This is a genomic window from Hymenobacter gummosus, assembly GCF_003970915.1.
In the GTDB taxonomy this organism is placed as follows: Bacteria; Bacteroidota; Bacteroidia; order Cytophagales; family Hymenobacteraceae; genus Solirubrum; species Solirubrum gummosum.
The window spans coordinates 337391-360008 of the sequence record NZ_RXOF01000004.1 but is presented as its reverse complement, the minus strand read 5'-3'; the positions used below and the strand labels follow the sequence as shown (position 1 = coordinate 360008).

At 65.1% G+C, this 22618-nt stretch carries 17 protein-coding genes; 14 read left to right on the top strand and 3 right to left on the bottom strand.

Annotation, left to right across the window (positions count from 1 at the left end; genetic code table 11):
• Positions 1-6: 6 nt before the first annotated feature.
• Entirely contained in the window at positions 7-1026 is a 1020-nt protein-coding gene (locus EJV47_RS09575) for a LacI family DNA-binding transcriptional regulator (RefSeq protein ID WP_126692921.1), read from the bottom strand.
• 382 nt (positions 1027-1408) lie between these two features.
• Between EJV47_RS09575 and EJV47_RS09570 the strand changes: the two genes are divergently transcribed.
• The 13 genes from EJV47_RS09570 (at position 1409) to EJV47_RS09510 (ending at position 19824) form a co-directional block, all read left to right on the top strand.
• Positions 1409-4657, top strand: coding sequence for a SusC/RagA family TonB-linked outer membrane protein (locus EJV47_RS09570; protein ID WP_126692920.1), 3249 nt, complete (start codon positions 1409-1411; stop codon positions 4655-4657).
• A gap of 19 nt (positions 4658-4676) precedes the next feature.
• Positions 4677-6557, top strand: coding sequence for a RagB/SusD family nutrient uptake outer membrane protein (locus tag EJV47_RS09565; RefSeq protein ID WP_126692919.1), 1881 nt, complete (start codon positions 4677-4679; stop codon positions 6555-6557).
• A gap of 8 nt (positions 6558-6565) precedes the next feature.
• Entirely contained in the window at positions 6566-6910 is a 345-nt protein-coding gene (locus tag EJV47_RS09560; protein ID WP_126692918.1) for a cupin domain-containing protein, read from the top strand.
• A gap of 39 nt (positions 6911-6949) precedes the next feature.
• The gene (gene pelA / locus EJV47_RS09555; RefSeq protein WP_165903680.1) at positions 6950-9022 is read left to right on the top strand and encodes a pectate lyase; all 2073 of its coding nucleotides are present in this window, start codon (positions 6950-6952) and stop codon (positions 9020-9022) included.
• Between the two features lie 16 nt (positions 9023-9038).
• Positions 9039-10559: a tagaturonate reductase gene (locus EJV47_RS09550; RefSeq protein ID WP_126692916.1), complete on the top strand. Its 1521-nt coding sequence runs from the start codon at positions 9039-9041 to the stop codon at positions 10557-10559.
• Positions 10560-10754: 195 nt separating this feature from the next.
• Positions 10755-12407: a UxaA family hydrolase gene (locus EJV47_RS09545; protein WP_126692915.1), complete on the top strand. Its 1653-nt coding sequence runs from the start codon at positions 10755-10757 to the stop codon at positions 12405-12407.
• A 113-nt stretch (positions 12408-12520) separates the two neighbouring features.
• Entirely contained in the window at positions 12521-13963 is a 1443-nt protein-coding gene (gene uxaC / locus EJV47_RS09540) for a glucuronate isomerase (RefSeq protein WP_126692914.1), read from the top strand.
• Between the two features lie 151 nt (positions 13964-14114).
• Positions 14115-15131, top strand: a complete 1017-nt coding sequence (locus EJV47_RS09535) for a sugar kinase (protein WP_126692913.1) — start codon at positions 14115-14117, stop codon at positions 15129-15131.
• Positions 15132-15156: 25 nt separating this feature from the next.
• Positions 15157-15834: a beta/alpha barrel domain-containing protein gene (locus EJV47_RS09530; protein WP_126692912.1), complete on the top strand. Its 678-nt coding sequence runs from the start codon at positions 15157-15159 to the stop codon at positions 15832-15834.
• A 3-nt stretch (positions 15835-15837) separates the two neighbouring features.
• A complete protein-coding gene (locus EJV47_RS09525; RefSeq protein WP_126692911.1) occupies positions 15838-17199 on the top strand; it encodes an MFS transporter in 1362 nt (453 codons plus the stop codon).
• Positions 17200-17322: 123 nt separating this feature from the next.
• The gene (locus EJV47_RS09520) at positions 17323-17820 is read left to right on the top strand and encodes a nuclear transport factor 2 family protein (protein ID WP_126692910.1); all 498 of its coding nucleotides are present in this window, start codon (positions 17323-17325) and stop codon (positions 17818-17820) included.
• A 310-nt stretch (positions 17821-18130) separates the two neighbouring features.
• Positions 18131-19189: a class 1 fructose-bisphosphatase gene (gene fbp / locus EJV47_RS09515; protein ID WP_126692909.1), complete on the top strand. Its 1059-nt coding sequence runs from the start codon at positions 18131-18133 to the stop codon at positions 19187-19189.
• 101 nt (positions 19190-19290) lie between these two features.
• Positions 19291-19824, top strand: coding sequence for a DinB family protein (locus EJV47_RS09510; RefSeq protein ID WP_126692908.1), 534 nt, complete (start codon positions 19291-19293; stop codon positions 19822-19824).
• Between the two features lie 279 nt (positions 19825-20103).
• On the opposite strand, the gene EJV47_RS09505 is transcribed toward EJV47_RS09510, so the two are convergent.
• Both EJV47_RS09505 and EJV47_RS09500 read right to left on the bottom strand, forming a co-directional pair.
• A complete protein-coding gene (locus EJV47_RS09505) occupies positions 20104-20976 on the bottom strand; it encodes a pirin family protein (protein WP_126692907.1) in 873 nt (290 codons plus the stop codon).
• A gap of 189 nt (positions 20977-21165) precedes the next feature.
• Positions 21166-21462, bottom strand: a complete 297-nt coding sequence (locus EJV47_RS09500; RefSeq protein ID WP_126692906.1) for a hypothetical protein — start codon at positions 21460-21462, stop codon at positions 21166-21168.
• Positions 21463-21855: 393 nt separating this feature from the next.
• Here EJV47_RS09500 and EJV47_RS09495 point away from each other — a divergent pair, with 393 nt between their 5' ends.
• Positions 21856-22572, top strand: a complete 717-nt coding sequence (locus tag EJV47_RS09495; RefSeq protein WP_126692905.1) for a hypothetical protein — start codon at positions 21856-21858, stop codon at positions 22570-22572.
• Positions 22573-22618 lie beyond the last annotated feature (46 nt).

Genomic DNA, 22618 nt, shown 5'->3' with positions numbered 1-22618 from the left:
ACTCACCTACTCACTCACCCGCGTCGACTCGCGCACGGCCAGGTGGGAGGGCACCACGATGGTGCTGGGCGGGGCGGCTTTCTGCTTCCGCTCGATCAGCTCGATCAGGCGCTCGGCGGCCATCTGCCCGATTTCCTGGGCCGGCTGCACCACGGTGCTCAGCGAGGGGGAGAGCAGATCGGCTACGTTCAGGTTGGTGAAGCCGATCAGCGAGACTTCCTGCGGAATGGCAATGTTGCGGCGCTGCAGGGCGGCCAGGGCGCCCAGGGCCAGGCGGTCGGAGGCGGTGAAAAAGGCGTCGGGGCGCGGCGACTGGGCCAGCAGCTCGTCCACCAGCTTGTCGGCCTCGTCGGGGCCGAAGGTGCCGTAGCGCACCAGGTTCTCGTCGTACTCCAGGCCGTACTGCTCCAGGGCGGCGCGGTAGCCGGCCAGGCGCTCCTGCGTGATGCTGATCCACGGCGGGATGGTGAGGTGGGCAATGCGCTTGCGGCCCGACTTGATCAGGTGCTCGGTGGCGGCGAAGGCCCCGGCGAAGTTGTCGGCCACTACCTTGGTCGTGTTCAGCTCGTTCGACACGCGGTCGAACTGCACGATGGGCAGGTTGCGCTCCTGCAATTCGCGCAGGTGTTCCACGTCGGAAGTCTCGCTCGACAGCGAAATCAGCAGGCCGTCGACCTTGCGGGCCAGGGCCTGCTGCACGTTGGCCACCTCCCGCTCGTACGACTCGTGCGTCTGGAAAATGATGACGTGGTAGCCGCGGTTGTAGGCAATGGCCTCGATGCCGTTGATGGCCTGCGAGAAGTAGTAGTTGGCAATCTGCGGCACGATGACGCCGATGGCCCGCGAGGAGCTGCCCTTGAGGCTGAGCGCAATGGGGTTGGGCCGGTAGTTGAGCCGCTCGGCGTACTCCAGCACCAGCCGTTTCGTCTCGGGGTTGATTTCATAGCTGCCGCGCAAGGCCCGCGAAACCGTGGAAGTCGACAGGTTCAGGGCGCGGGCAATATCTTTGATGGTGACGGTATCCAAAGCAGGTGGGCTGGTGAAAGTGCAATTATTGACGGGGCGTAGCTACGGGCTTTTTTTTACGCCGGGGCAGGAGAGTGCAGCAGGGTAAGGAAGGCCGAAGCAGCGGCAAGGGCTTGGCTTTGCGAACTGGCAACGTTCCCGACAACGATTGCGCAAATAAAGTCGGAGGTGCGGTTTCTTTTGTCGGGGGAGCTATGAAAATTAACAAACCGCCCGGTAAGGAAGCACTGCCTCACCCGCTGTTTCGGCCCCGGAAAGGTACTAACTGCTCCCGCAATCGGAGCCCGCCGGGTCGGCACCTGCCGCCGCGGGTTCGGCCCGGAGCGCCGCCCCAGCTGCGCTACTCCTCTCAACTGCCTTTGATTCCCACTTCGTTCTTACCATGAAAAAACAATTACTGCTGGCCGGGTCGCTACTAAGTGTAGCGGTGGTGGCCGAAGCTCAGCAAACCCGGACGGTGTCGGGCGTGGTTCGCTCCGACCAAGGGGAGGCGCTGCCCGGCGTGACCGTGGTAGTAGCCGGCACCACCAACGGCGCCACGACCAACACCGAGGGCATGTACACGCTGAACGTGGCGCCCGGCTCCACCCTGGTTTTCTCCTTCGTGGGCTACGCCACCCAGCGCGTGGAAGTCGGCGACCGGACCAGCGTGGACGTGAAGCTGCTGGAGGACGCCCAGACGCTGAGCGACGTGGTGGTAATCGGCTACCAGGCCGTAGAACGGAAGGACGTAACCGGCTCGGTGGCCTCGGTCAATGCCAAGCAGCTCAAGGACATTCCCGTCAACTCCGCCGCCGAGGCCCTGAACGGCCGCCTGGCCGGCGTGCAGCTGACTTCCTCGGAAGGCACCCCCGGCAACCCCAGCGTGCAGGTGCGCGTGCGCGGCGGCGGCTCCATCACCCAAGACAACTCGCCGCTGTACGTGGTCGACGGCATTCAGATTGAGAATGCGCTGTCGGTTATTGCCCCGCAGGACATCCTGTCGGTGGACGTGCTGAAGGACGCCTCGGCCACGGCCATCTACGGCGCCCGCGGCGCCAACGGCGTGGTTATCATCACCACCAAGAAGGGCCTGGAAGGCCGCACGGTGGTGAGCTACAACGGCTTTGCCGGGGTGCGCAAAATCACCAAGAAGCTGGGCGTGATGAACCCCAGCGAGTACCTCGATTACCAGTACGAGCGTGCCTTCCTGGCCGGTGCCACCGGCGCGGGCGGGCTGAACTCGTTCCGCTCCCTGTTCGGCAGCTCCAATTTCAACAGCGACACCCTGATGCGGGCCCGCAACGCGCCCAACATCGACTGGCAGGACGAGGTGTTCGGCCGCGAGGCGTTCCAGCAGACGCACAACGTGTCGGTGGCCGGCGGCGTGAAGGGCACCACCTACTCGCTGAGCCTGACGCGCAACAAGGAAGAAGGCATTCAGCGCGGCTCCGACTACGACCGGAAGCTGGTGAACTTCCGCTTCGATACCAAAGCCTCGGAGCGGTTCCGGGTGGGCCTGAACCTGCGCTTCAACGACCAGAAAACCAACGGCGCGGGTACTTCCTCCACCGGCTCGAACACCACCTCGCGCCTGCGCAACGCGGTGCAGTACATGCCGCTGACCGTGCCGCGCCTCTCCGGCGCCGTGCTCGACCCGAACACCTTCGACGAAGAGTTCCTGGCCGTGTCGACGCTGGTGAGCCCCACGGTGGCCATCGACAACGAGTTCCGCGAGGACAAGCGCCAGACCTTCAACGTGGGCGGTACCATCGCCTTCGACCTGCTGAAGAACCTCACGTTCCGCTCCACGGCCGGCTTCGACATCACCAACGCCGCCGTGAACACCTTCAACGGCCGCTTCTCGCCGCTGCTGCGCCAGCCGGCCGGCAACTACCAGAACCTGCCGACGGCCTCCATCACCTCGGGCGTGCAGAACACGCTCAACAACTCCAACGTGCTGGACTACAGCCTGAAATCGGGCGTGCACTCGTTGGGCGTGCTGGTGGGGGAAGAAATCTACCAGCAGCGCAACACCCAGCAGTACATCCAGACCAACTTCCTGCCGCTGGACATTACCGCCGAGCGGGCCTGGGCCAACATCAACCAGGGCGTGCTGCCCACCGGCCAGACCTCGCAGCCGGTGCTGCCCAGCACCAGCGTGCCGCAGGATTACCGTCTGCTCTCGGGCTTCGGCCGCCTGACTTACTCCTACGACGATAAGTACCTGTTTACGGGTACCTTCCGCGCCGACGGCTCCTCGAAGTTCAAGGAGGGTAACCGCTGGGGCTACTTCCCCGGCGCCTCGTTTGCCTGGCGCATCTCGCGGGAAAACTTCTTCAAAGGTTTCTCGGCCGTCAACGACATGAAGCTGCGCCTGAGCTACGGCCTGGCCGGCAACAACCGCATCGGCGACTTCCTGACCGACCAGCTGTTCTCGGCCGGCAGCGCACCCTACTTCATCAACCGCCAGCAGGTGCTGGGCTCGGCGCCGTCGTCGCTGCCCAACCCCGATCTGAAGTGGGAAAACACCACCTCGCGCAACATCGGTCTGGACCTGGCCCTGCTCGAAAACCGCATTCAGCTCACCGTCGACGCGTACTACAACACGACCTCGGACCTGCTGATCAACCGGCCGATTCCGCCCTTCCTGGGCTACACCTCGCAGCTGCAGAACATCGGCAAGACCTCCAACCGCGGCCTGGAAGTGCAGCTGACGGGCACCATCGTCAACAACGCCAACTTCACCTGGACGGCCACGGCCAACGCGGCCCTGAACCGCGGCAAGATTGAGAGCCTGGGCGACAACCTGCAGGAGCTGCCCGGCATCACCTCGGGCTGGGGCGGCACCGCCCTCACCCGCGACTTCGTGGCCCGCGTGGGCCAGCCGGTGGGCCAGATGTACGGCTACGTCACCGACGGCTACTACACCGCCGACGACTTCGAGAGCTACAACACCACCACCCAGCGCTGGGTACCCAAGGCCGGCATTCTGGCCGCGGGCACGCCCGACAACACGGCCGCCCAGCCCGGCCTGCTCAAGCTCAAGGACCTCAACGGCGACGGGCTCATCAACGACCTGGACCAGACCGTCATCGGCGACGCCAACCCCAAAGTGGTGGGCGGCCTGAACCAGCAGTTTACCTACAAGGGCTTCGACGCCAGCCTGTTCCTGAACTTTGTCTTGGGCAACGACATTTACAACGCCAACAAGATTGAGTTTACCACGAACACGGCTAACACCGTGTTCAGCAACGTGCTCGACGACATGAACTCGCGCTACCGCATCCTGGAGGCCGATGGCACGCCCATCACCTCGCTGGACCGCCTGCGCGAAGTCAACCAGAACGCCAACATCTGGCGCCCGACCGGCAACCTGTTCCTGCACTCCTGGGCCATCGAAAGCGGCTCGTTCCTGCGGGTGAACAACTTCACCATGGGCTACACCCTGCCCAAGACGCTGACTACCCGCGCCCACGTGCAGAACCTGCGCTTCTACGTGACGCTCAACAACCTGTACACCTTCACCAAGTATTCGGGCTACGACCCGGAGGTGAACACCCGCCGCGCCACGCCGCTGACCCCCGGCGTCGACTACGCCGCTTACCCGCGCAGCCGCGCCTTCCTGTTCGGCGTGAACCTCTCCCTCTAATTCCCCACCCGCTTCTCCTATGAAATCCGCATTTACGTTCCGCGCCGCTTTGGCCGCCAGTGTGCTGGTGGGTGCCGCCGGGCTGGTGACTTCCTGCAACTACCTCGACGTGGAGCCCGTGGCGCTCAACACGACCGAGTATACCTTCAGCACGGTGGCCGGCGCGACGGCCGCCGTCATCGGGGCCTACGACCCGCTCTCGGGCGACCAGAGCTACGGCACCCGCGTGAGCATGTACTTCCCCTACGACTCCGACGAGATGATTGGCTCGCCCGGGGCCACCGACGGGGCGCGCCGCAGCATTGCCCGCTACAAGTCCCTCTCGACCAACACGGAAATTACCAACCCCTGGAACACCCTGTACCAGGGCGTGGAGCGCGCCAACATCTGCATCCAGCAGATTCCGGCCTCGGAGCTGTACAACGGCGGCTCGCCGGCCGATACCGCCGCCATGCACCGCCTGCACGGCGAAGCGCTGACCCTGCGCGCCCAGTACTATTTTGAGCTGGTGCGCAACTGGGGCGACGTGCCCGCGCAGTTTACGCCCACCGTTTCGGGCCAGGACGTGTTCTTGCCCAACGCCGACCGCGCCCAGACCCTGACCCGCCTGGTGGCGGACCTGGCCATTGCCGAAAAACTGGTGCCCTGGCGCAGCAACGCCAATACCTCGGCGACCGGGGAGCGGATTACCAAAGGCGCCGTGAAGGCCCTGCGCGCCCGCATTGCCCTGTACCGCGGCGGTTACTGGCTCAAGGACCTGGCCATGGTGCGCCAGCCCGACTACCTCGACTACTACCGCATTGCGCGGCAGGAGTGCCTGGAGCTGATGAACCGGCCCACCGAGCACAACCTGAACCCGAGCTTCCTGGAGGTGTTCAAGAGCATCAACGAGCTGCGCTCGGAAAGTGCCAACGAAATCATCTTCCAGGTGGGCATGGGCGGCTCCACGGCCGCTTCGGATAGCAAGCTGGGCTACTACAACGGCCCGCGCCTGCAGTTCGTCAACGGCACCTACGGCTCGACGCAGGGCGCCGTGAACGTGGTGCCGACCTACTTCTACGCCTTCGACTCGACGGACACGCGCCGCGACGTGACCATCACCACCTACACCATCCCGAACAACAGCAACTTCCAGTCGGGCGTGGCCCTGAGCGCCATTACCGACGGCAAGTTCCGCCGCGACTGGCGCAATCCTCCGCTGACCGGGCAGAGCAACTACCTGAACTACAACTGGCCCATCATCCGCTTCGCCGACGTGCTGCTGATGTTTGCCGAAGCCGAGAACGAGCTGAACGGCCCCACCGCCGCCGCCCAGGATGCCTTCATGAAAGTGCGCACCCGCGCCTTCGGGGGCAACCAGCCCCGCGCCACCGCCACGCTGACCGCCGCCGGCTTCTCGCTCGGCAGCAAGGCCGACTTCTTCAACGCTCTGGTGAACGAGCGTCTGCTGGAATTTGGCTCGGAAGGCATTCGTAAGTACGACCTGCTGCGTTGGAACCTGTTCGAGGCCAAGCTGGCCGAAACCAAGGCCAACCTGGAGAAGATGGCCCGCAACCAGGCTCCTTACCAGAACGTGCCCCAGTACATGTACTTCCGCACCCCGACCACCAGCACCGTGCAGTGGGTCCGCTCGTTCTACCGGCCGGCCCCGGCTACCCCGCCCAGCGGCACCACCACCCGCGTCAACTGGCGCCAGGCCATCGACGCGGCCTACCTGGCCAACCTGCGCCCCACCGGTACCGTGTACTCGCTGACCCTGGGCTCGACCACCACCACCTCGACCAGCATCGGCTCGGGCCTGGCGGCCGAGTACGTGCCCGGCCAGGGCAAGGAGCTGCTGCCCATCCCGTCGTCGACGCTGGTGGCCGACCCGGCCCTGAAGCAGAACGCCGGCTACTAACCCAGCGGATGAGCACCGAACCCCACGTGCTGTTTCACGCCGGCCACGGCCTTCCCGCGGGGGAGGTCGTGGCCGAGGGCGTGCGCCGGCAGGTGCTGGCCTACGGCCCGGCGCTGATGCTGGTGAAGGTCACGTTTGAAACCGGCGCCGTGGGCGCCGAGCACCAGCACCCGCACGCGCAGACCAGCTACGTGGAAAGCGGGGAGTTTGAGTATACCATAGCCGGCGAAACCCGCGTGCTGCGCCCGGGCGACTCCTGCTTCGTGCCCGGCAACACCCTGCACGGCACCACCTGCCGGCAGGCGGGCGTGCTGCTGGACTCGTTCAGCCCGCTGCGGGAAGATTTTGTGTAACGGCCCCGGCTGACGGGGAGCAATGTGATGCGCGCTGTGATGAAACAATGGCTGACCAACCTGCTGCTGGCCGTGGGCCTGCTGACTATCGTGACTTGCCCGGCTGCGGCCCAGCAAATCACCGTAGCCGCCGACGGCTCGGGGCAGTTTCGCAGCATTCAGGAGGCCATCAACAGCCTGCCGGCCCAGGCCGCTAAGCCCCGCACCATCTTCGTCAAGAAGGGCACCTACCGCGAGCAGCTCTACATCGACGGCAAGGCGAACCTGACCCTGCGCGGGCAGAGCCAGAAGAGCACGATTATCACCGTGTCGTTGGCCCGCGAAGCCGCCCGCTGCGCCGGCAACCAGGACGACTGGGGCGTAGCCACGGTGAATGTGCGCAACGCGCCGGACCTGACTTTCGAGAACCTGACCGTGGTGAACAGCTACGGACTGGACGCGCCCGAGCAGCAGGAAATCAACTGCCCCACCGACCCCACGGGCAAGAAGAAGCTGACGAAGACCACCCACCAGATGGCCCTGCGCACCTTCGCCGGCTCGCCCCGGATGAAGTTTGTGCGGTGTACCTTCCGGGCCTACGGCGGCGACACCGTCAGCCCCTGGGACACCGAGGGCGGACAGTTCTACTTCAAAGACTGCACCATGGAAGGCGGAGTGGACTTCTACTGCCCGCGCGGCTGGGCCTACGCCGAAAACTGCCGCTTTATCTGCCACAACACCTCGGCCGCCATCTGGCACGACGGCTCCGGCCATAAGGACTCCAAGACCGTCCTCAAAAACTGCCGCTTCGAGGGTGACCCGGGCTTCAAGCTGGGCCGCTACCACCGCGAGTCGCAGTTTTACCTCATCGGCTGCAAGTTCCCGCAGAACATGGCCGACGCCGACATCTACCACGCGCCCTCCGGCCCCGGCACGCCGGTGTGGGGCCGCCGGGTGTACTACTCGGGCTGCCACCGCAAAGGCGGCGACTTCGCCTGGCACCGGGACAACCTGAGCACGGCCGAAGGCGCCCCGACGGCCAAGCAGATTAACGCCGCCTGGACCTTCGGCGGCCGCTGGAACCCGGAGAGCAAGACGCCCGGCGCCCAGCAAGCTGCTCCGGCCGCACCTGCCGCGCCGGCGGTGGCCGTTGCTCAGGACTCCATGGCCGAGCGCATGCTGGTGTACCAGCGCGCCATCGGGGGCTGGCCCAAGGCAGTAGGGGAGAAGAAGGTGGATTACTCGCACCCGATGACTACGGCCGAGCGGGCCGCCACGCGCAAGGACGCCGGCCGCAAGGACGCCACCATCGACAACAACGCCACGACCCGCGAAATAACCTACCTGCTCGGGGCCTTCAAGCGCACCAGCAACCCGGCCTACCGGCAGGCGGCCGAGCGCGGCATCCGCTACCTGCTGCTGATGCAGCACAAGAACGGGGGCTTCCCGCAGTTTTACCCCGATTCGTCTTCCTACCGCGCCCAGATTACCTACAACGACAACGCCATGATCCGGGCCCTGCGCCTGCTTAAGGGCGTGGCCGACAAGCAGGGCGACTATGCCCTGGTGGACTTCTCGCTGGTGCCGCAGGCCCAGCAGGCCGTGCAGCGCGGCATCAGCTGCATTCTGCGCACCCAGTACGTGCAAAAGGGCAAGCTCACCGCCTGGTGTGCCCAGCACGACCGCCGCACCCTGCTGCCCTGCAAGGCCCGCGCCTTTGAGCTGGCTTCGCTGAGCGGTATGGAGACGGTGGGCATCGTGGAGTTCCTGATGGACGTGGACAATCCCACGCCCGAAATCAAGCGCAGCATAGAGGCTGCCGTGGCCTGGCTGAACGCGGTGAAAATGCCGGGCTTTGCGGTCAAGGACGTGGACGACCCGGCGCAGCCAACAGGTAAGGACAGGAGAGTCGTGGCCGAGCCCGGCGCTACTTTGTGGGCGCGTTTCTACGACCTGGAAACCAATCAGCCGATTTACGTTGGCCGCGACGGGGTGAAGCACGCCTCCCTGGCCGACATCGAGCACGAACGCCGCGTGGGCTACGCCTACAACGGCACCTGGCCGGAGAAAATCCTGGTCAAAGCATACCCCAAATGGCAACACCAGTGGGTGAACGGAAAGAGCAGACTATAAGAAGAGAATACCACCCATGAGCTACTTGTCTCGCACCACGGCCCTGGCCGCTGCCAGCCCGGCAGTTTCGCTTCCCGAAGCGGCCCACCTCGACCTGCCCGAAAAGGTCCTGCAGTTCGGCACCGGCGTGCTGCTGCGCGGCCTGCCCGACTACCTTATCGACAAAGCCAACCGCCAGGGCATCTTCAACGGCCGCATCGTGGTGGTGAAAAGCACCGACGGCGGCGACATCAACGCCTTCGCGCGCCAGAACGGGCTGTATACGCTCTGCATTCGTGGCATCGAGGACGGCCAGCAGGTGGAAGAAAACGTGGTCAGCTCGGCCATCAGCCGCGTGCTGTCGGCCAAAAGCCAGTGGGCCGAAATCCTGCGCTTCGCCCAGACGCCCGACCTGCAGGTGGTCATCAGCAACACCACCGAAGTGGGCATTCAGCTGGTGGCCGACGACATCCGTCAGTCGCCGCCGGTGTCGTTCCCCGGCAAGCTGCTGGCCGTGCTCTACGTGCGCTGGAAGGCCTTCAAGGGCGACAAGAGCAAGGGCCTGGTTATCGTGCCCACCGAGCTGGTGCCCGACAACGGCCGCAAGCTCGAAGCCATCTTGCTGGAGCTGGCCCACCGCAACGAGCTGGAAGCCGACTTCATCGACTGGCTGGAAGCGGCCAACACCTGCTGCAACTCCCTGGTGGACCGCATCGTGCCGGGCCGCCCCGACGTGGCCGCCTACAACGCCCTCACCGAGGAGCTGGGCTACGACGACGACCTGCTCACCATGTCGGAGGTATACCGCCTCTGGGCCATCGAGGGCGACGAGCACGTGCGTGAGGTGCTGTCGTTCGAGCAGGCCGACAAGGGCGTCATTGTGCAGCCCGACATCAACCAGTTCCGGGAGCTGAAGCTGCGGATGCTCAACGGCACGCACACGCTGAGCTGCGGCCTGGCTTTCCTGAGCGGCTTCGAGACGGTGCGCGGCGCGATGGAAGACGAAGTGCTGGGCCAGTTCATCAGCAAGCTGATGCTGGACAACCTGCGCCCCGGCATTCCCTACAAGATTGATGAGCAGGTGTCGCGGGCCTTTGCCCGGGACGTGCTCGACCGGTTCCGCAACCCCTTCATCGAGCACCGCTGGCTGGCCATCACGCTGAACTACACGGCCAAGATGCAGATGCGCAACGTGGCCACGCTGGTGCACTACTACGAGCAAACGCGCCAGGTACCGCAGTGCGCCGCGCTGGGCTTCGCGGCCTACCTGCTGTTTATGCGCGGCACCCACCAGAAAGATCAGACCTGGTACGGCGAGCTGAGCGGGGAGGAGTACCCCATCCAGGACGAAAAGGCCGGCTACTTCGCCGACCTCTGGCAGCGCCTCACGCCCGCCGAGCTGGTGACCATCGTGCTGCACAACCAGGTGCTGTGGAACCACGACCTGAACGCGCTGCCCGGCTTCGCCGCCGCCGTAGCCAGCTACCTGCAGCAGATGCTGGAAGAAGGCGTGTACGCCACCGTGGCCAAGCAGCTCAACAGCGAAGTCACGGCGTAGTTTGTTAGAACGTCATGCTGAGCCCGCGAAGCATCTCTACCGCTTCGTTGTTCAGTTAAAATAAGCCCGTCATGTCGAGCGAAGCCGAGACATCTCGCTTGATAGTGACTTCCTCGTTGAACAGAAAATACTCCCGGACGTCAGCACGCGAGATTCCTCGACTTCGCTCGGAATGACGTTCAGGAGAACCCAGCAATGAAACACCTAGTAGCCAAAATCCACCCCCACGACAACGTACTCGTCGCCCTGCAGGACCTGCCGGCCGGCACCACCATTCCGTGGGAAGATGGCGCCATCAAGACCGTAGCGGCCATTCCGGCCAAGCACAAGCTGGCTTTGCAGGACTTCCAGGTCGGCGACTCCGTGACCATGTACGGGGTGCTGGTGGGCAAAGTCCGCGAAGCCATTCCGCAGGGCGGCCTGCTCACGACCTCGAACATCAAGCACGCCACCAACTCCTACGACGAGCACGGCGCGCACCGCGCTTCCTGGCCGGTGCCGAACGTGGAGAAGTGGCAGGACCGCACCTTCATGGGCTACCACCGCGCCGACGGGCAGGTGGGCACGGCCAACTACTGGCTGGTCATCCCGCTGGTGTTCTGCGAAAACCGCAACATCCAGGTACTGGAAGAAGCCCTGGTGCATGACCTGGGCTACGGCCGCAAGAAAAGCTACCAGCCGCAGACGCAGGAGCTGATTCAGCTGATGCAGGCCGGTAAGTCGGTGGAGGAAATCCTGCAGGCCGACCTGCAAACCGCGCTAAACCAGCACCAGAAGCCCAGGCTGTTCCCGAACGTAGACGGCGTGCGGTTCCTGACCCACGAGGGCGGCTGCGGCGGCATCCGCCAGGACGCCCAGACGCTCTGCGGCCTGCTCGCCGGCTACATCACCCACCCGAACGTGGCCGGCGCTACCGTGTTGAGCCTGGGCTGCCAGAACGCGCAGGTATCGATGCTGCAGGACGAAATCCGCAAGCGCGACGCCAACTTCAGCAAGCCGCTCTACATCCTGGAGCAGCAGAAAATCGGTACCGAGGAAAGCCTGGTCAGCACCGCCCTGCGCCAGACTTTCGCCGGCCTGATGCAGGCCAACGCCCTGCAGCGCCAGCCCGCCCCGCTGAGCAAGCTGTGCATCGGCCTGGAATGCGGCGGCTCCGACGGCTTCTCGGGCATCTCGGCCAACCCCGCCGTGGGCCACGTCTCCGACATGCTGGTGGCCCTGGGCGGCTCGGTTATCCTGGCCGAATTCCCCGAGCTGAACGGCGTGGAGCAGGAACTGGTAGACCGCTCCGTCGATAAAGAAACCGCCGAGCGGTTCAGCTCCCTGATGAAGGCCTACAGCGACTCGGCCGTAGCAGTCGGCTCGGGCTTCGACATGAACCCCTCGCCCGGCAACATCCGCGACGGGCTGCTGACGGACGCCATGAAATCGGCCGGCGCGGCCCGCAAGGGCGGTTCCTCGCCCGTGGTGGCCGTGCTCGACTACCCCGAGCCCGTGACCAAGCCGGGTCTGAACCTGCTCTGCACCCCCGGCAACGACGTGGAATCGACCACGGCCGAGGTGGGCTCGGGCGCCAACGTGGTGCTGTTCACCACCGGCCTGGGCACGCCCACCGGCAACCCCATTGCTCCGGTGGTGAAGATTTCGACCAACACCCCGCTGGCCAAGCGCATGCCCGACATCATCGACCTGAACACCGGCACCATCATCGACGGCGAAGAAACCATCGAGCAGGCCGGGGAACGGATTCTCGACTACGTCATCCGCGTCGCCAGCGGCGAGGAAGTGGCCGCCGTGCGCCACGGCCAGACCGATTTCATTCCCTGGAAGCGCGGCGTAAGCCTGTAGCGCGGGCTTTAGCCCGCGTCCGTCAGGTAGTAATCTATTCGGCCCGGTCATTTCCGAACATCGACCAGCCAAACGCGGGCTGAAGCCCGCGCTACATTCCGACTTTCCCCACCATGAAGCCTTTCCTCGGCCCCGACTTCCTGCTGCAGACGGAAACGGCCCGCACGCTCTACCACGAGTTTGCGCAGCCGATGCCGATAATCGACTACCACAACCACCTGCTGCCCGACCAGATAGCGGAGGACAAGCAGTTCGAGAACCTGACCCAGATCTGGCTCTACGGCGACCATTACAAGTGGCGGGCCATGCGCACCAACGGGGTGGCGGAGCGCTACATCACCGGCGACGCCTCCGACTGGGAGAAGTTCGAGAAGTGGGCCGAGACGGTGCCGCAGACCCTGCGCAACCCGCTTTACCACTGGACCCACCTGGAGCTGCAGCGCTACTTCGGCGTGACCGAGCTGCTCAACAAGGAGTCCGCCCGCCGCATCTACGACCACTGCTCGGCCCTGCTGCGCACGCCCGAATACTCCGTGCGCGGGCTGCTGCGCAAGATGAACGTAGCCACGCTCTGCACCACCGACGACCCGGCCGACTCGCTGGAGCACCACCGCGCCATTGCCGCCAGCGGCTTCGAGGTGCAGGTGCTGCCCACCTTCCGCCCCGACAAGGCCATGGCGCCGGAAGACCCGGCTGCCTATAACGCCTACTTGGATAAGCTGGGCGCCTCGGCGGCGGTGGAAATCCTCACCTACCAGGACCTGCTGCTGGCCCTGCGCGTGCGCCACGACTACTTCGCCGCCCTGGGCTGCCGCCTCTCCGACCACGGCCTGGAGCAGATTTACGCCGCCGACTACACCGAGGCCGACATCAGCGCCATCTTCGCCAAGGTGCGCGGCGGCGCGAAGCTGGAGCCGCAGGAAATCCTGCAGTTTAAGTCGGCCATGCTGGTGTTCCTCGCGGAGCTGGATTGGGAGAAGGGCTGGACCCAGCAGTTTCACCTCGGTGCCCTGCGCAACAACAACGCCCGCATGCTGCGCCAGCTCGGCCCCGACACCGGCTGGGACTCCATCGGCGACTTCGCGCAGGCCCCGGCCCTGGCCAAGTTCCTCGACCGGCTGGACACGCAGGACAAGCTGGCCAAGACGATTCTGTACAACCTGAACCCGGCCGACAACGAGCTGTTCGCCACCATGATTGGCAACTTCCAGGACGGCTCGGTGGCGGGCAAGATGCAGTTCGGCTCGGGCTGGTGGTTCCTCGATCAGAAAGACGGCATGGAGCGGCAGATCAACGCCCTTTCCAACATGGGCCTCTTGAGCCGCTTCGTGGGCATGCTCACCGACTCGCGCTCCTTCCTGAGCTACCCGCGCCACGAGTATTTCCGCCGCATCCTCTGCAACCTGCTCGGCAACGACGTGGAAAACGGCGAGCTGCCGGCCGACATGGAGCTGCTGGGCCAGATGGTGCAGAACATCTGTTACGGCAACGCCAAGGAATACTTCGGCTTCGAGCCGGTAGCGGCCCCGGCCCCGGCAACGGCCGACGTTCAGTAACCCAATGCTCCGGCAACGTTTGCGACAACGTTGCCGGAGTTTTTATGGGGCGCAATCGATTGTTTAGCGCCGTTTCCTGCCGACCTTGTCGGTAGCACCCCTTACCCTCAACCCCGCGCGACGCCCCGAGGGGCGTCGTTCTGCCCTAGGAATGAAGCAAATCGTCACGTTCGGCGAAATCATGATGCGGCTCTCGCCGCCGCTGAACTACCGTCTGGAGCAAGCCGCCGACCTCGAAATCACCTACGGCGGCGGCGACGCCAACGTGGCCGCCTCGCTGGCCTGCCTGGGCCTGCCCGCCGCCCACGTCACCTGCTTTCCCGACCACCAGCTCGGCCGCGCCGCCACCCAGCAGTTCCGCCGCCTCGGCGTGGATATGAGCCGCACGGTGTACACCCCCAATACCCGCCTGGGCTTGTACTTCCTCGAAGTGGGCTCGGCGCTGCGCGCCAGCACCATCGTCTACGACCGGTTCGATTCGGCCTTCGCCAAGCTCGACCCGGCCGCCTTCAACTGGGATGAAATCCTGCAGGACGCCCAGTGGCTGCACTGGACGGGCATTACCGCCGCCGTGTCGGCTACGGCCGCCCAGGCCTGCCGTGAGGCCATTGCCGCCGCCCGCCGCCTGGGCATCACCGTGTCGGCCGACGTGAATTACCGCCGCAACCTGTGGCAGTACGGGCAGCGCGCCCAGGACGTAATGCCCGAGCTGACCGCCGGCTGCGACGTGGTCGTGTGCTCCGAGGGCGACGCCGACGATTTGTTCGGCATCCGGGCCGACGAGGACGCGGAGAACAGCTTCGCCTCGATGGCGCAGAAGCTCACCGAGCGGTTTCCGCAGATCAAGCGGGTTATTGCCACCAAGCGCAAAACCCAGAGCGCCTCGCACGAGCGGATCAAGGGCATGCTCTACGACGTGGCGCAGGGCTACCAGCAGACGCCTTACTACGACATCACGCCCGTGGTGGACCGCATCGGCGGCGGCGACGCTTTCATTGCCGGCTTCATCTACGGCACGCTCAAGCTGGACTCGGCCGAAGCGGCGCTGAGCTTTGCCACCGCCGCCTCGGCGCTCAAGCACACCATTCACGGCGACGTGAACCTGGCCACCGTGGCCGAAGTGGAGCACATCATGGCCGGCAACACCACCGGCCGCCTGCTCCGATAACTCACCCTAAACCCACCCAACTTGTATGCCCTTCGACACCGATAACGTTCCGCAGATAGCCTCCAAAGAAGTGCTCAGCCGCGTGCTGCAGGCCCCGGTCATTCCGGTGTTCTACCACGCCGACGTGGAGTACGCGCAGAACATCCTCTCGGCCTGCTACCAGGGCGGCATCCGGGTGTTCGAATTCACCAACCGCGGCGACAACGCCTTCGAGGTGTTCACGAAGCTGCGCGCCTACGTGCGCGAAAACTGCCCCGACATGCTGCTGGGCATCGGCACCATCTACAACGCCAAGGACGCGGAGGCCTTCATCCTCGCCGGCGCCGACTTCGTAGTGCAGCCGATTACGACGGCCGACGTGGCCGCCATCTGCCGCCACTACGACATTGCTTGGGTGCCCGGCGTGATGACCCTGAACGAAATCTTCCACGCCACCCGCCTGGGTGCGGCCATGGTGAAGATTTTCCCCGCCGGCGTGCTCGGCCCAGATTACATCAAGGCGGTGCACGGCCCCATGCCGAAAGTGAAGGTGATGGTGACCGGCGGCGTGGAGCCGACCATCGAAAGCCTGGGCGGCTGGTTTGGCGCCGGCGTCAGCGCGGTGGGCATGGGCTCGCAGCTGTTCAAGGACAGCAGCGACCTGGACGCCCTGGCTGGCCGCATCAGCGAGCTGATGGCTTTTGTGGACACCGTAAAGAAGTAGCGCATGGCCACAGTTTCGCCCGCGGCCAGCGCCGCTAAACCACCCGTGCAGAACGCCGGCCCCATCGGTAGCTACCGCTGGACCATCTGCGGCCTGGTGTTCTTCGCCACCACGGTCAACTACCTCGACCGGGCCGTTATTTCGCTGCTGAAGCCCTACCTCGAAACCGCCTTCAACTGGAACGCGGGCGACTACGCCAACATCGAAATTGCCTTCAAGCTGGCCTACGCCCTGGGTATGCTCGGCGTGGGCAGCATCATCGACAAGCTCGGCACCAAGATTGGCTACGCGCTGTCAACCTTCCTGTGGAGCCTCGCGGCCATCGGCCACGCCTTCGTGAGCAGCACCATGGGCTTCAGCGTGGCCCGGGCTTTCCTGGGCGTGACGGAGGCCGGCAACTTCCCGGCGGCCATCAAGACCACCGCCGAGTGGTTTCCGCAGAAGGAGCGCGCCCTGGCAACGGGTATCTTCAACTCCGGCTCGAACGTGGGCGCCATCATTGCCCCGCTCACCGTCCCGCTGATTGCCGAAACCATCGGCTGGCAGTGGGCCTTTATCATCACCGGGGCCCTGGGCTTCGTGTGGCTGGTGCTCTGGTTTATGCTCTACGAGGTGCCCGCGCGCCACGCCAAGCTCACCAAGGCCGAATTTGAGTACATCCACAGCGACGTGGACGATTTGGCCGCGGCTTCTATCACCACCGAGCCCAAGGTGTCGTGGTTTAAGCTGCTGACCTTCCGCCAGACCTGGGCCTTCGTGTTCGGCAAGTTCCTCACGGACCCCATCTGGTGGTTTTACCTGTTCTGGCTGCCCGACTTCCTCAACAAGCAGTACGGCCTGAAAGGCACCGAAGTGGCCCTGCCGGTAGCGGCCGTGTACGTGCTGTCGAGCATCGGCAGCGTGGGCGGCGGCTGGATTCCGATGAACTTCATCAAGAACGGCTGGGCGCCCTTCAAGGCCCGCAAGACCTCGATGCTGCTCATCGCGCTGTGCGTGTTCCCAATTGTGTTTGCCCAGCAGCTCGGGCAGATGAATATGTGGCTGGCGGTGCTGGTTATCGGCATTGCGGCGGCGGCCCACCAGGCCTGGAGCGCCAACATCTTCACCACCGTGTCGGACATGTTCCCCAAGCGGGCCGTGGCTTCGGTGACGGGCATTGGCGGCATGGCCGGCGGTATGGGCGGCATCCTGCTGTCGGCCCTGGTGCAAAAGCGCATGTTCGTGTACTACGAAAGCATCGGCCAGCTCGACAAGGCCTACTTCATCATGTTCTGGATCTGCGGCGGGGCCTACCTGCTGGCCTGGCTGATCATGCACTTCCTGGTGCCGCGCATGAAGCCGATTCAGCTGGACGAGCGGGCGTAAGAATGAAAAGAACGTCATGCTTCGACAAGCGGACGCCAGATGAAGCATGACATTAGTACCGGGCGTCAGCACGCGAGATGTCTCGACAAGCTCGACATGACGTTCTTTAGTCGTTACCATCCCATGAAACGCTTCCTCTCCCTTTCCCTTGCCGCGCTGCTCATCCTAGGGCTGGCGGCCTTCACCACCATTCACGGCCAATCGGCTAAGCCCAGCGCCAAGGACGCGGCGGCGGCCAAGGAAGTGGAAGCTTTGGAGCGGCAGCGCTTCGAGGCCCAGGTGAAAAAGGACTATGCCTTTCTGGAGAAGGTCTTCGCCGACGATTTGGTGTACACCCACTCCAACGGCAAGCAGAACGGCAAGCCGGACTACATTCAGTCGATTCGGGACGGCAAAAGCCAGTACGACAAGATTGACGTGGAGGCCCTGAACGTGCGCGCCTACAACGACGGCAAGGCCGCCGTGGTCAACGGCACCATCACCATCACCCTGCCCAACAAGCCCGACGGCACGCCCAACATTGCCCACCTCAAGTACGTGGTGGTGCAGATCAAGGACCCGAAGAAGGGCTGGCAGGTGGTGCTGTGGCAGAGTCAGAAGCAGCCCGACGCCAAAAGCTAAGCGCCCGGACGGCGCAAACCCGCGCAACCGGAGTGGCTGGGCCGGCGCTATTTTGGTCGTGCAAGCTACCGGTCCGGACCATTTCCGGTCTGTGCGGGCAGTAGAGTCCAGAACAGTGGTGCTGAGCTAGTTGAAGAACTTGCTGTGGGTAGCGGGAGACTTTCCGCGGCGGCCGGCAAGCCCCTCTTCGGCAAGCTCAGCACCCTGCTTTTCGGCCCTTTCGCTTACCCGATTTCCGCCTTTCCCCCCGGCCGCCCGGCGGCCGGTTTGGCGGCGTATTCCCTGCTGATTTACTTCCTCATTTCCCCACATGAACAACACGTCTACCCCTAATCCGGCCGACAACCACCTGGCCTCGCCCGTGGGCACCACGCTGGAGCGCTACATCATGCAGAAGCAGGGCGAGTTTCCCTTTGCCACGGGGGAATTGTCGCAGCTGCTGCGCGACATTGCCCTGGCCGGCAAAATCATCAACCGCGAGGTAAACCGGGCCGGGCTGGCCGGTATTGCCGGGGCCTACGGGCAGCAGAACGTGCAGGGCGAGGAGCAGCAGAAGCTCGACGTGGTGGCTAACATCCGCTTTATCCGCGCCCTGCGCAACGGCGGGCAGGCCTGCGCGGTGCTGTCGGAGGAAGAGGACGAAATCATCCACACCGGCAACGACCAGGGCAAGTATGTGGTGGCCATCGACCCGCTCGACGGCTCCTCCAACATCAACGTCAACGTCAGCATCGGCACCATCTTCTCGATTTACCGCCGCGTGACGGCCGTGGGCTCCAAGGCCACCCGCGCCGACTTCCTGCAAGGCGGCCGGCAGCAGGTGGCCGCCGGCTACATCCTGTACGGCTCCAGCACCATGCTGGTGTACACCACCGGCCACGGCGTGGTGGGCTTCACCTACGAGCCCTCGTTGGGCGAATTTTTCCTCTCGCACCCCGATATCCGCATCCCCGAGGCCGGCAAAACCTTCTCCTGCAACGAGGGCAACTGGTTCGACTACCCCGAGTGCGTGCGCACCTACCTCACCGGGTGCAAGCAGCAGCGCTTCTCGGGCCGCTACGTGGGCTCGTTGGTGGCCGACTACCACCGCAACCTGTTCACCGGCGGCATCTACCTGTACCCGCCCACCAAGAAAAACCCCAGCGGCAAGCTGCGCCTGCTCTACGAAAGCTACCCGCTGGCCCTGGTTATCGAGCAGGCCGGCGGCAAGGCCCTGGCCGACGGCAGCGCGGTGCTCGACATCGTGCCCATCGACTTTCACCAGCGCAGCGCCCTCTACATCGGCTCCAAGGATATGGTGACGGCCTACCAGGCCTGCGCGGAGGCCGAAGACCAGCACCCGCACCCCGCGCCGGCGGTGGTAGCCTAGCAGCCCGGCGCCAGATAATACCCTACCAAAAGCCCTCCGCCCGGCGCCGGGCTTTTTGGGCCGGGCGGCCAACAAGCCCGGCGCCGGGCGGTTTGAGTGCCATGAGTACTCCCGCTACCCGCCCCGATTCCCGCGAAGTATGGCTGCGCGGCCCCCTGCCCGACATGCCCCCGCTGCTGCAGCCCGTGGCCCACGCCCTGCTGCAGGCCCGCGAAGAAGTGCAGGCGGCCCTGGCCGGTTTCCCCACCGAGCGGCTTTGGCAGCAGCCGGCCGGGGTGGCTTCCGTAGGCTTTCACCTGCGGCACCTCACCGGCGTGCTCGACCGGCTACTGACCTACGCCCGCGCCGAGGCGTTGACGCCGGAGCAGCTGGCCTACCTGGCCGCCGAGAGTCAGCCCGCCGCCGAGGCCACGCCGGCCGCGCTGGTGCAGGCCTTTGGGGCGCAGGTGGAGGCGGCCCTGGCCCAGCTGCGCGCCACCGATGCGGCCACGCTGACCGACATCCGGGGCGTAGGCCGGGCACAGCTGCCTTCCACGGTTATCGGGCTGCTCACGCACGCGGCCGAGCACACCATGCGCCACCTGGGCCAGTTGCTGGTGACGGCGCGGGTGGTTGGCGGAGCGAAGGAAGAATGAGGAAGGAAGAACGTCATCCTGAGCTTGCGAAGGACCTTCCTCGAACCCCGCACCGCCGCTGATGCCAACGTGCCGACGTTGCTCTATCAGAACAATAAAAGCGCAGCCACTACCACTACTGTCGGTGGCTGCGCTTCCTGTTCCCATCGGTACAAAGCGTCGGCACTTCGTAGGCAGCGGCGGTGCAGGGTGCGAGGAAGGTCCTTGGCTTCGCCTTCCTTCGGTTCGCTGCGCTCAGGATGACGTGCTGGTTTCCCCTTCTTCCTCACTCTTCCTTCGTCACTCACTAAACGAGCCGAGGCGGCCGTTTTCGTAGTCGGCTATGGCCTGCATCAACTCCTGGTTGGTGTTCATCACGAAGGGGCCGTAGGTGGCCAGGGGCTCCTCGATGGGCAGGCCGGCCATGACGAGCACCACGCTGTCCTGGGAGCAGGTGATTTCGACGTCGGGGGCGTCCCAGCCGAGCACGACGAGCTGCTTGGTGTGGGCCGGGCGGCCGCCGTTGATGAGCACGTCGCCGGTGACGACGTAGAGGCCCACGTTGTAGTGGGCGGGCAGGGTGAGGGTGGTGGTGCTGTCTTCGAGCAGGTGGGCGTCGAGCAGGAGCAGGGGAGAGAAGGTGCGGGCCGGGCCGGTGACGCCCCCGTAGGTGCCGGCAATGACGCGCACGTAGCCCCGGCCGTCGGCCACGGCCACGCTGGGAATGTCGGCGGCGGATAGCTCCTGGTAGGCGGGCGGGGCCATTTTGTCCTTGGCCGGCACGTTCACCCAGAGCTGAATCAGCTCCAGGGTGCCACCGCGGCGGGCAAATTCCCGCTCGTGCATTTCCTCGTGCAGGAGGCCCGCGCCGGCCGTCATCCACTGCACGTCGCCGGGGCCGAGGTGGCCGCGGTGCCCGGCCGTGTCGCGGTGGGCGAGGGCGCCCTGGTACACCACCGTCACCGTCTCGAAGCCGCGGTGGGGGTGCGGATGGGCGCCCAGCGGGGAGTCGGTGGGGCGTACGGGCATAGGGCCGGTGTGGTCGAGCAGCAGGAAGGGGCTGAGCTGGCGGATGCGCGCCCCGGGCATGGGGCTGCACACGTCGAATCCGTCGCCGACGAGCTTTTTGACGCCGTCGATAACCTGGAAAATGCGCCGGAAGGGCTTGGTCATAGCTGTGGTTGGAAGGGGGTAGGGGAGGCGAAGCGGCGCGCTAGGCAGGGCGGTGGCGGAGAGGCGAGGTAGGAAAGAAGTGGCAGGATAGGAAAATTGTTCGACGCGGCCGGCGGTACAGGGTGCGGGCGTCACGATAAGGCCGGGCTTCCCGCGGGGGAAGTCCGGCCTTGGGGCTGCTGGGCGGGGCTACTGGCCGGTGGTGCTGCCGGCGGTGGTGCCGTTGCCCGCGGTGGTGGTGTTGCGGGAGGTGCCTTCGCCGGTGACGGTGGAGCCGTTGTTGGTGGTGGTGGGGTCGGTGCCCTCAATGCTGGCGGGGCCGTCGGTGGTGCTGGCGCCGCCCTGTTCGAGGCTGTCGGTGGTGCCGGGGGCGGCCTGGTCAGTGGCGCTGGGGCTGCCGCTGGCGCCGCTGTTGGCGTTGTCGGCGCCGCAGCTGGCGAGGGTGAGGGCGGTGGCGGCCAGGCCCAGGAAAAGCGCTTTTTTCATCTTGTGGGGGGTAGGTAAGGTGAATAGGGGCGCGGCAACCGAAGGGAATACGTAAGATGGGGGCCTGGGGGCGGCTTTGGGATGAGGCGGCGCGGGTGGCAAGGGTGTCGAAAGCGCCGGAAACCTTGTCGGAAGGACCGGAAAGCGTATCGTAGGGGCAGAGTAGCGTGTCGAAGACGCCGGAAACGGTATCGTAAGGACCGAGTAGCTTGTCGCAGGAACCGAGCAACGTGTCGAAGGGACCGAGTAGCGTATCGAAGAAACCGAGTAACGTATCGAAGGGACTCAGTAGCGTGTCGTAAATTATTACGAGGGGGACGGGCGAGGGATATTGCAAATGAGCGGGGCAATGGGTAGCATTAAGCTCAACCTTACACCTTTAACGCTCCCACTATGTCAGATCGAGTAGTACCGTTGTTTAATTGCCGCGCCGAGGAAGTGGCGCCGCTGGCCCGCCTGCTGCGGGCGCATTACCAGGAGGATGAGGCCGAATTTGTGGACTTGCTGCCGGAGGAGTACGGCAAGCAGTTTCTGACCGATTTCGATGCCCGCCTGGCGGCGGTGGAACAGGCGGTGAGCCGCCGTTCGGCCACGGGCCTGAGCCAGCAGCTGGGCCAGCAGGTGCAGACGCAGCTGGACGAGCTGCCGCGGCAGCTCAACCGCCTGGAAGCGCGCGTACGGCGGGCCGAGGGCTTACAGGTGAGCCGGCAGGCGTTCGGGATTCGGCAGGTGCGGGCGGCCCTGGATTCCAAGGACGTGGAGGCCGTGGCCGAGACGCTGCGGGTGCTGCTGCAGAACCTGGATGCCAACGCGGCGGCTTTGCAGGCGAAGGGCCACCTGCCCGCCGAAACCGAGCAGCTCCGCGCCCTGCGCACGGCCCTGACCAGCGGCAGCACCGCCCAGGACGTGGCGCAGACGACGCAGCAGACGCTCACGCAGACCTCGACGCAGGTGCTGAACCGGCTGTACCAGCTGATGCAGGAGCTGATGGCCGACGGCAAGAGCCTGTACCGGGGCGTGGATGCGGCCAAGGTGAAGCACTACACGCTGGCGCAGCTGCTGAAGCGGGTGCGGCGGGAGCGGGAGGAGAAGCCGGGCGGACCGGCGTAGCGCCTCACCCCCCGGCCCCCTCTCCGAAAATGGATAGGGGGGGGCG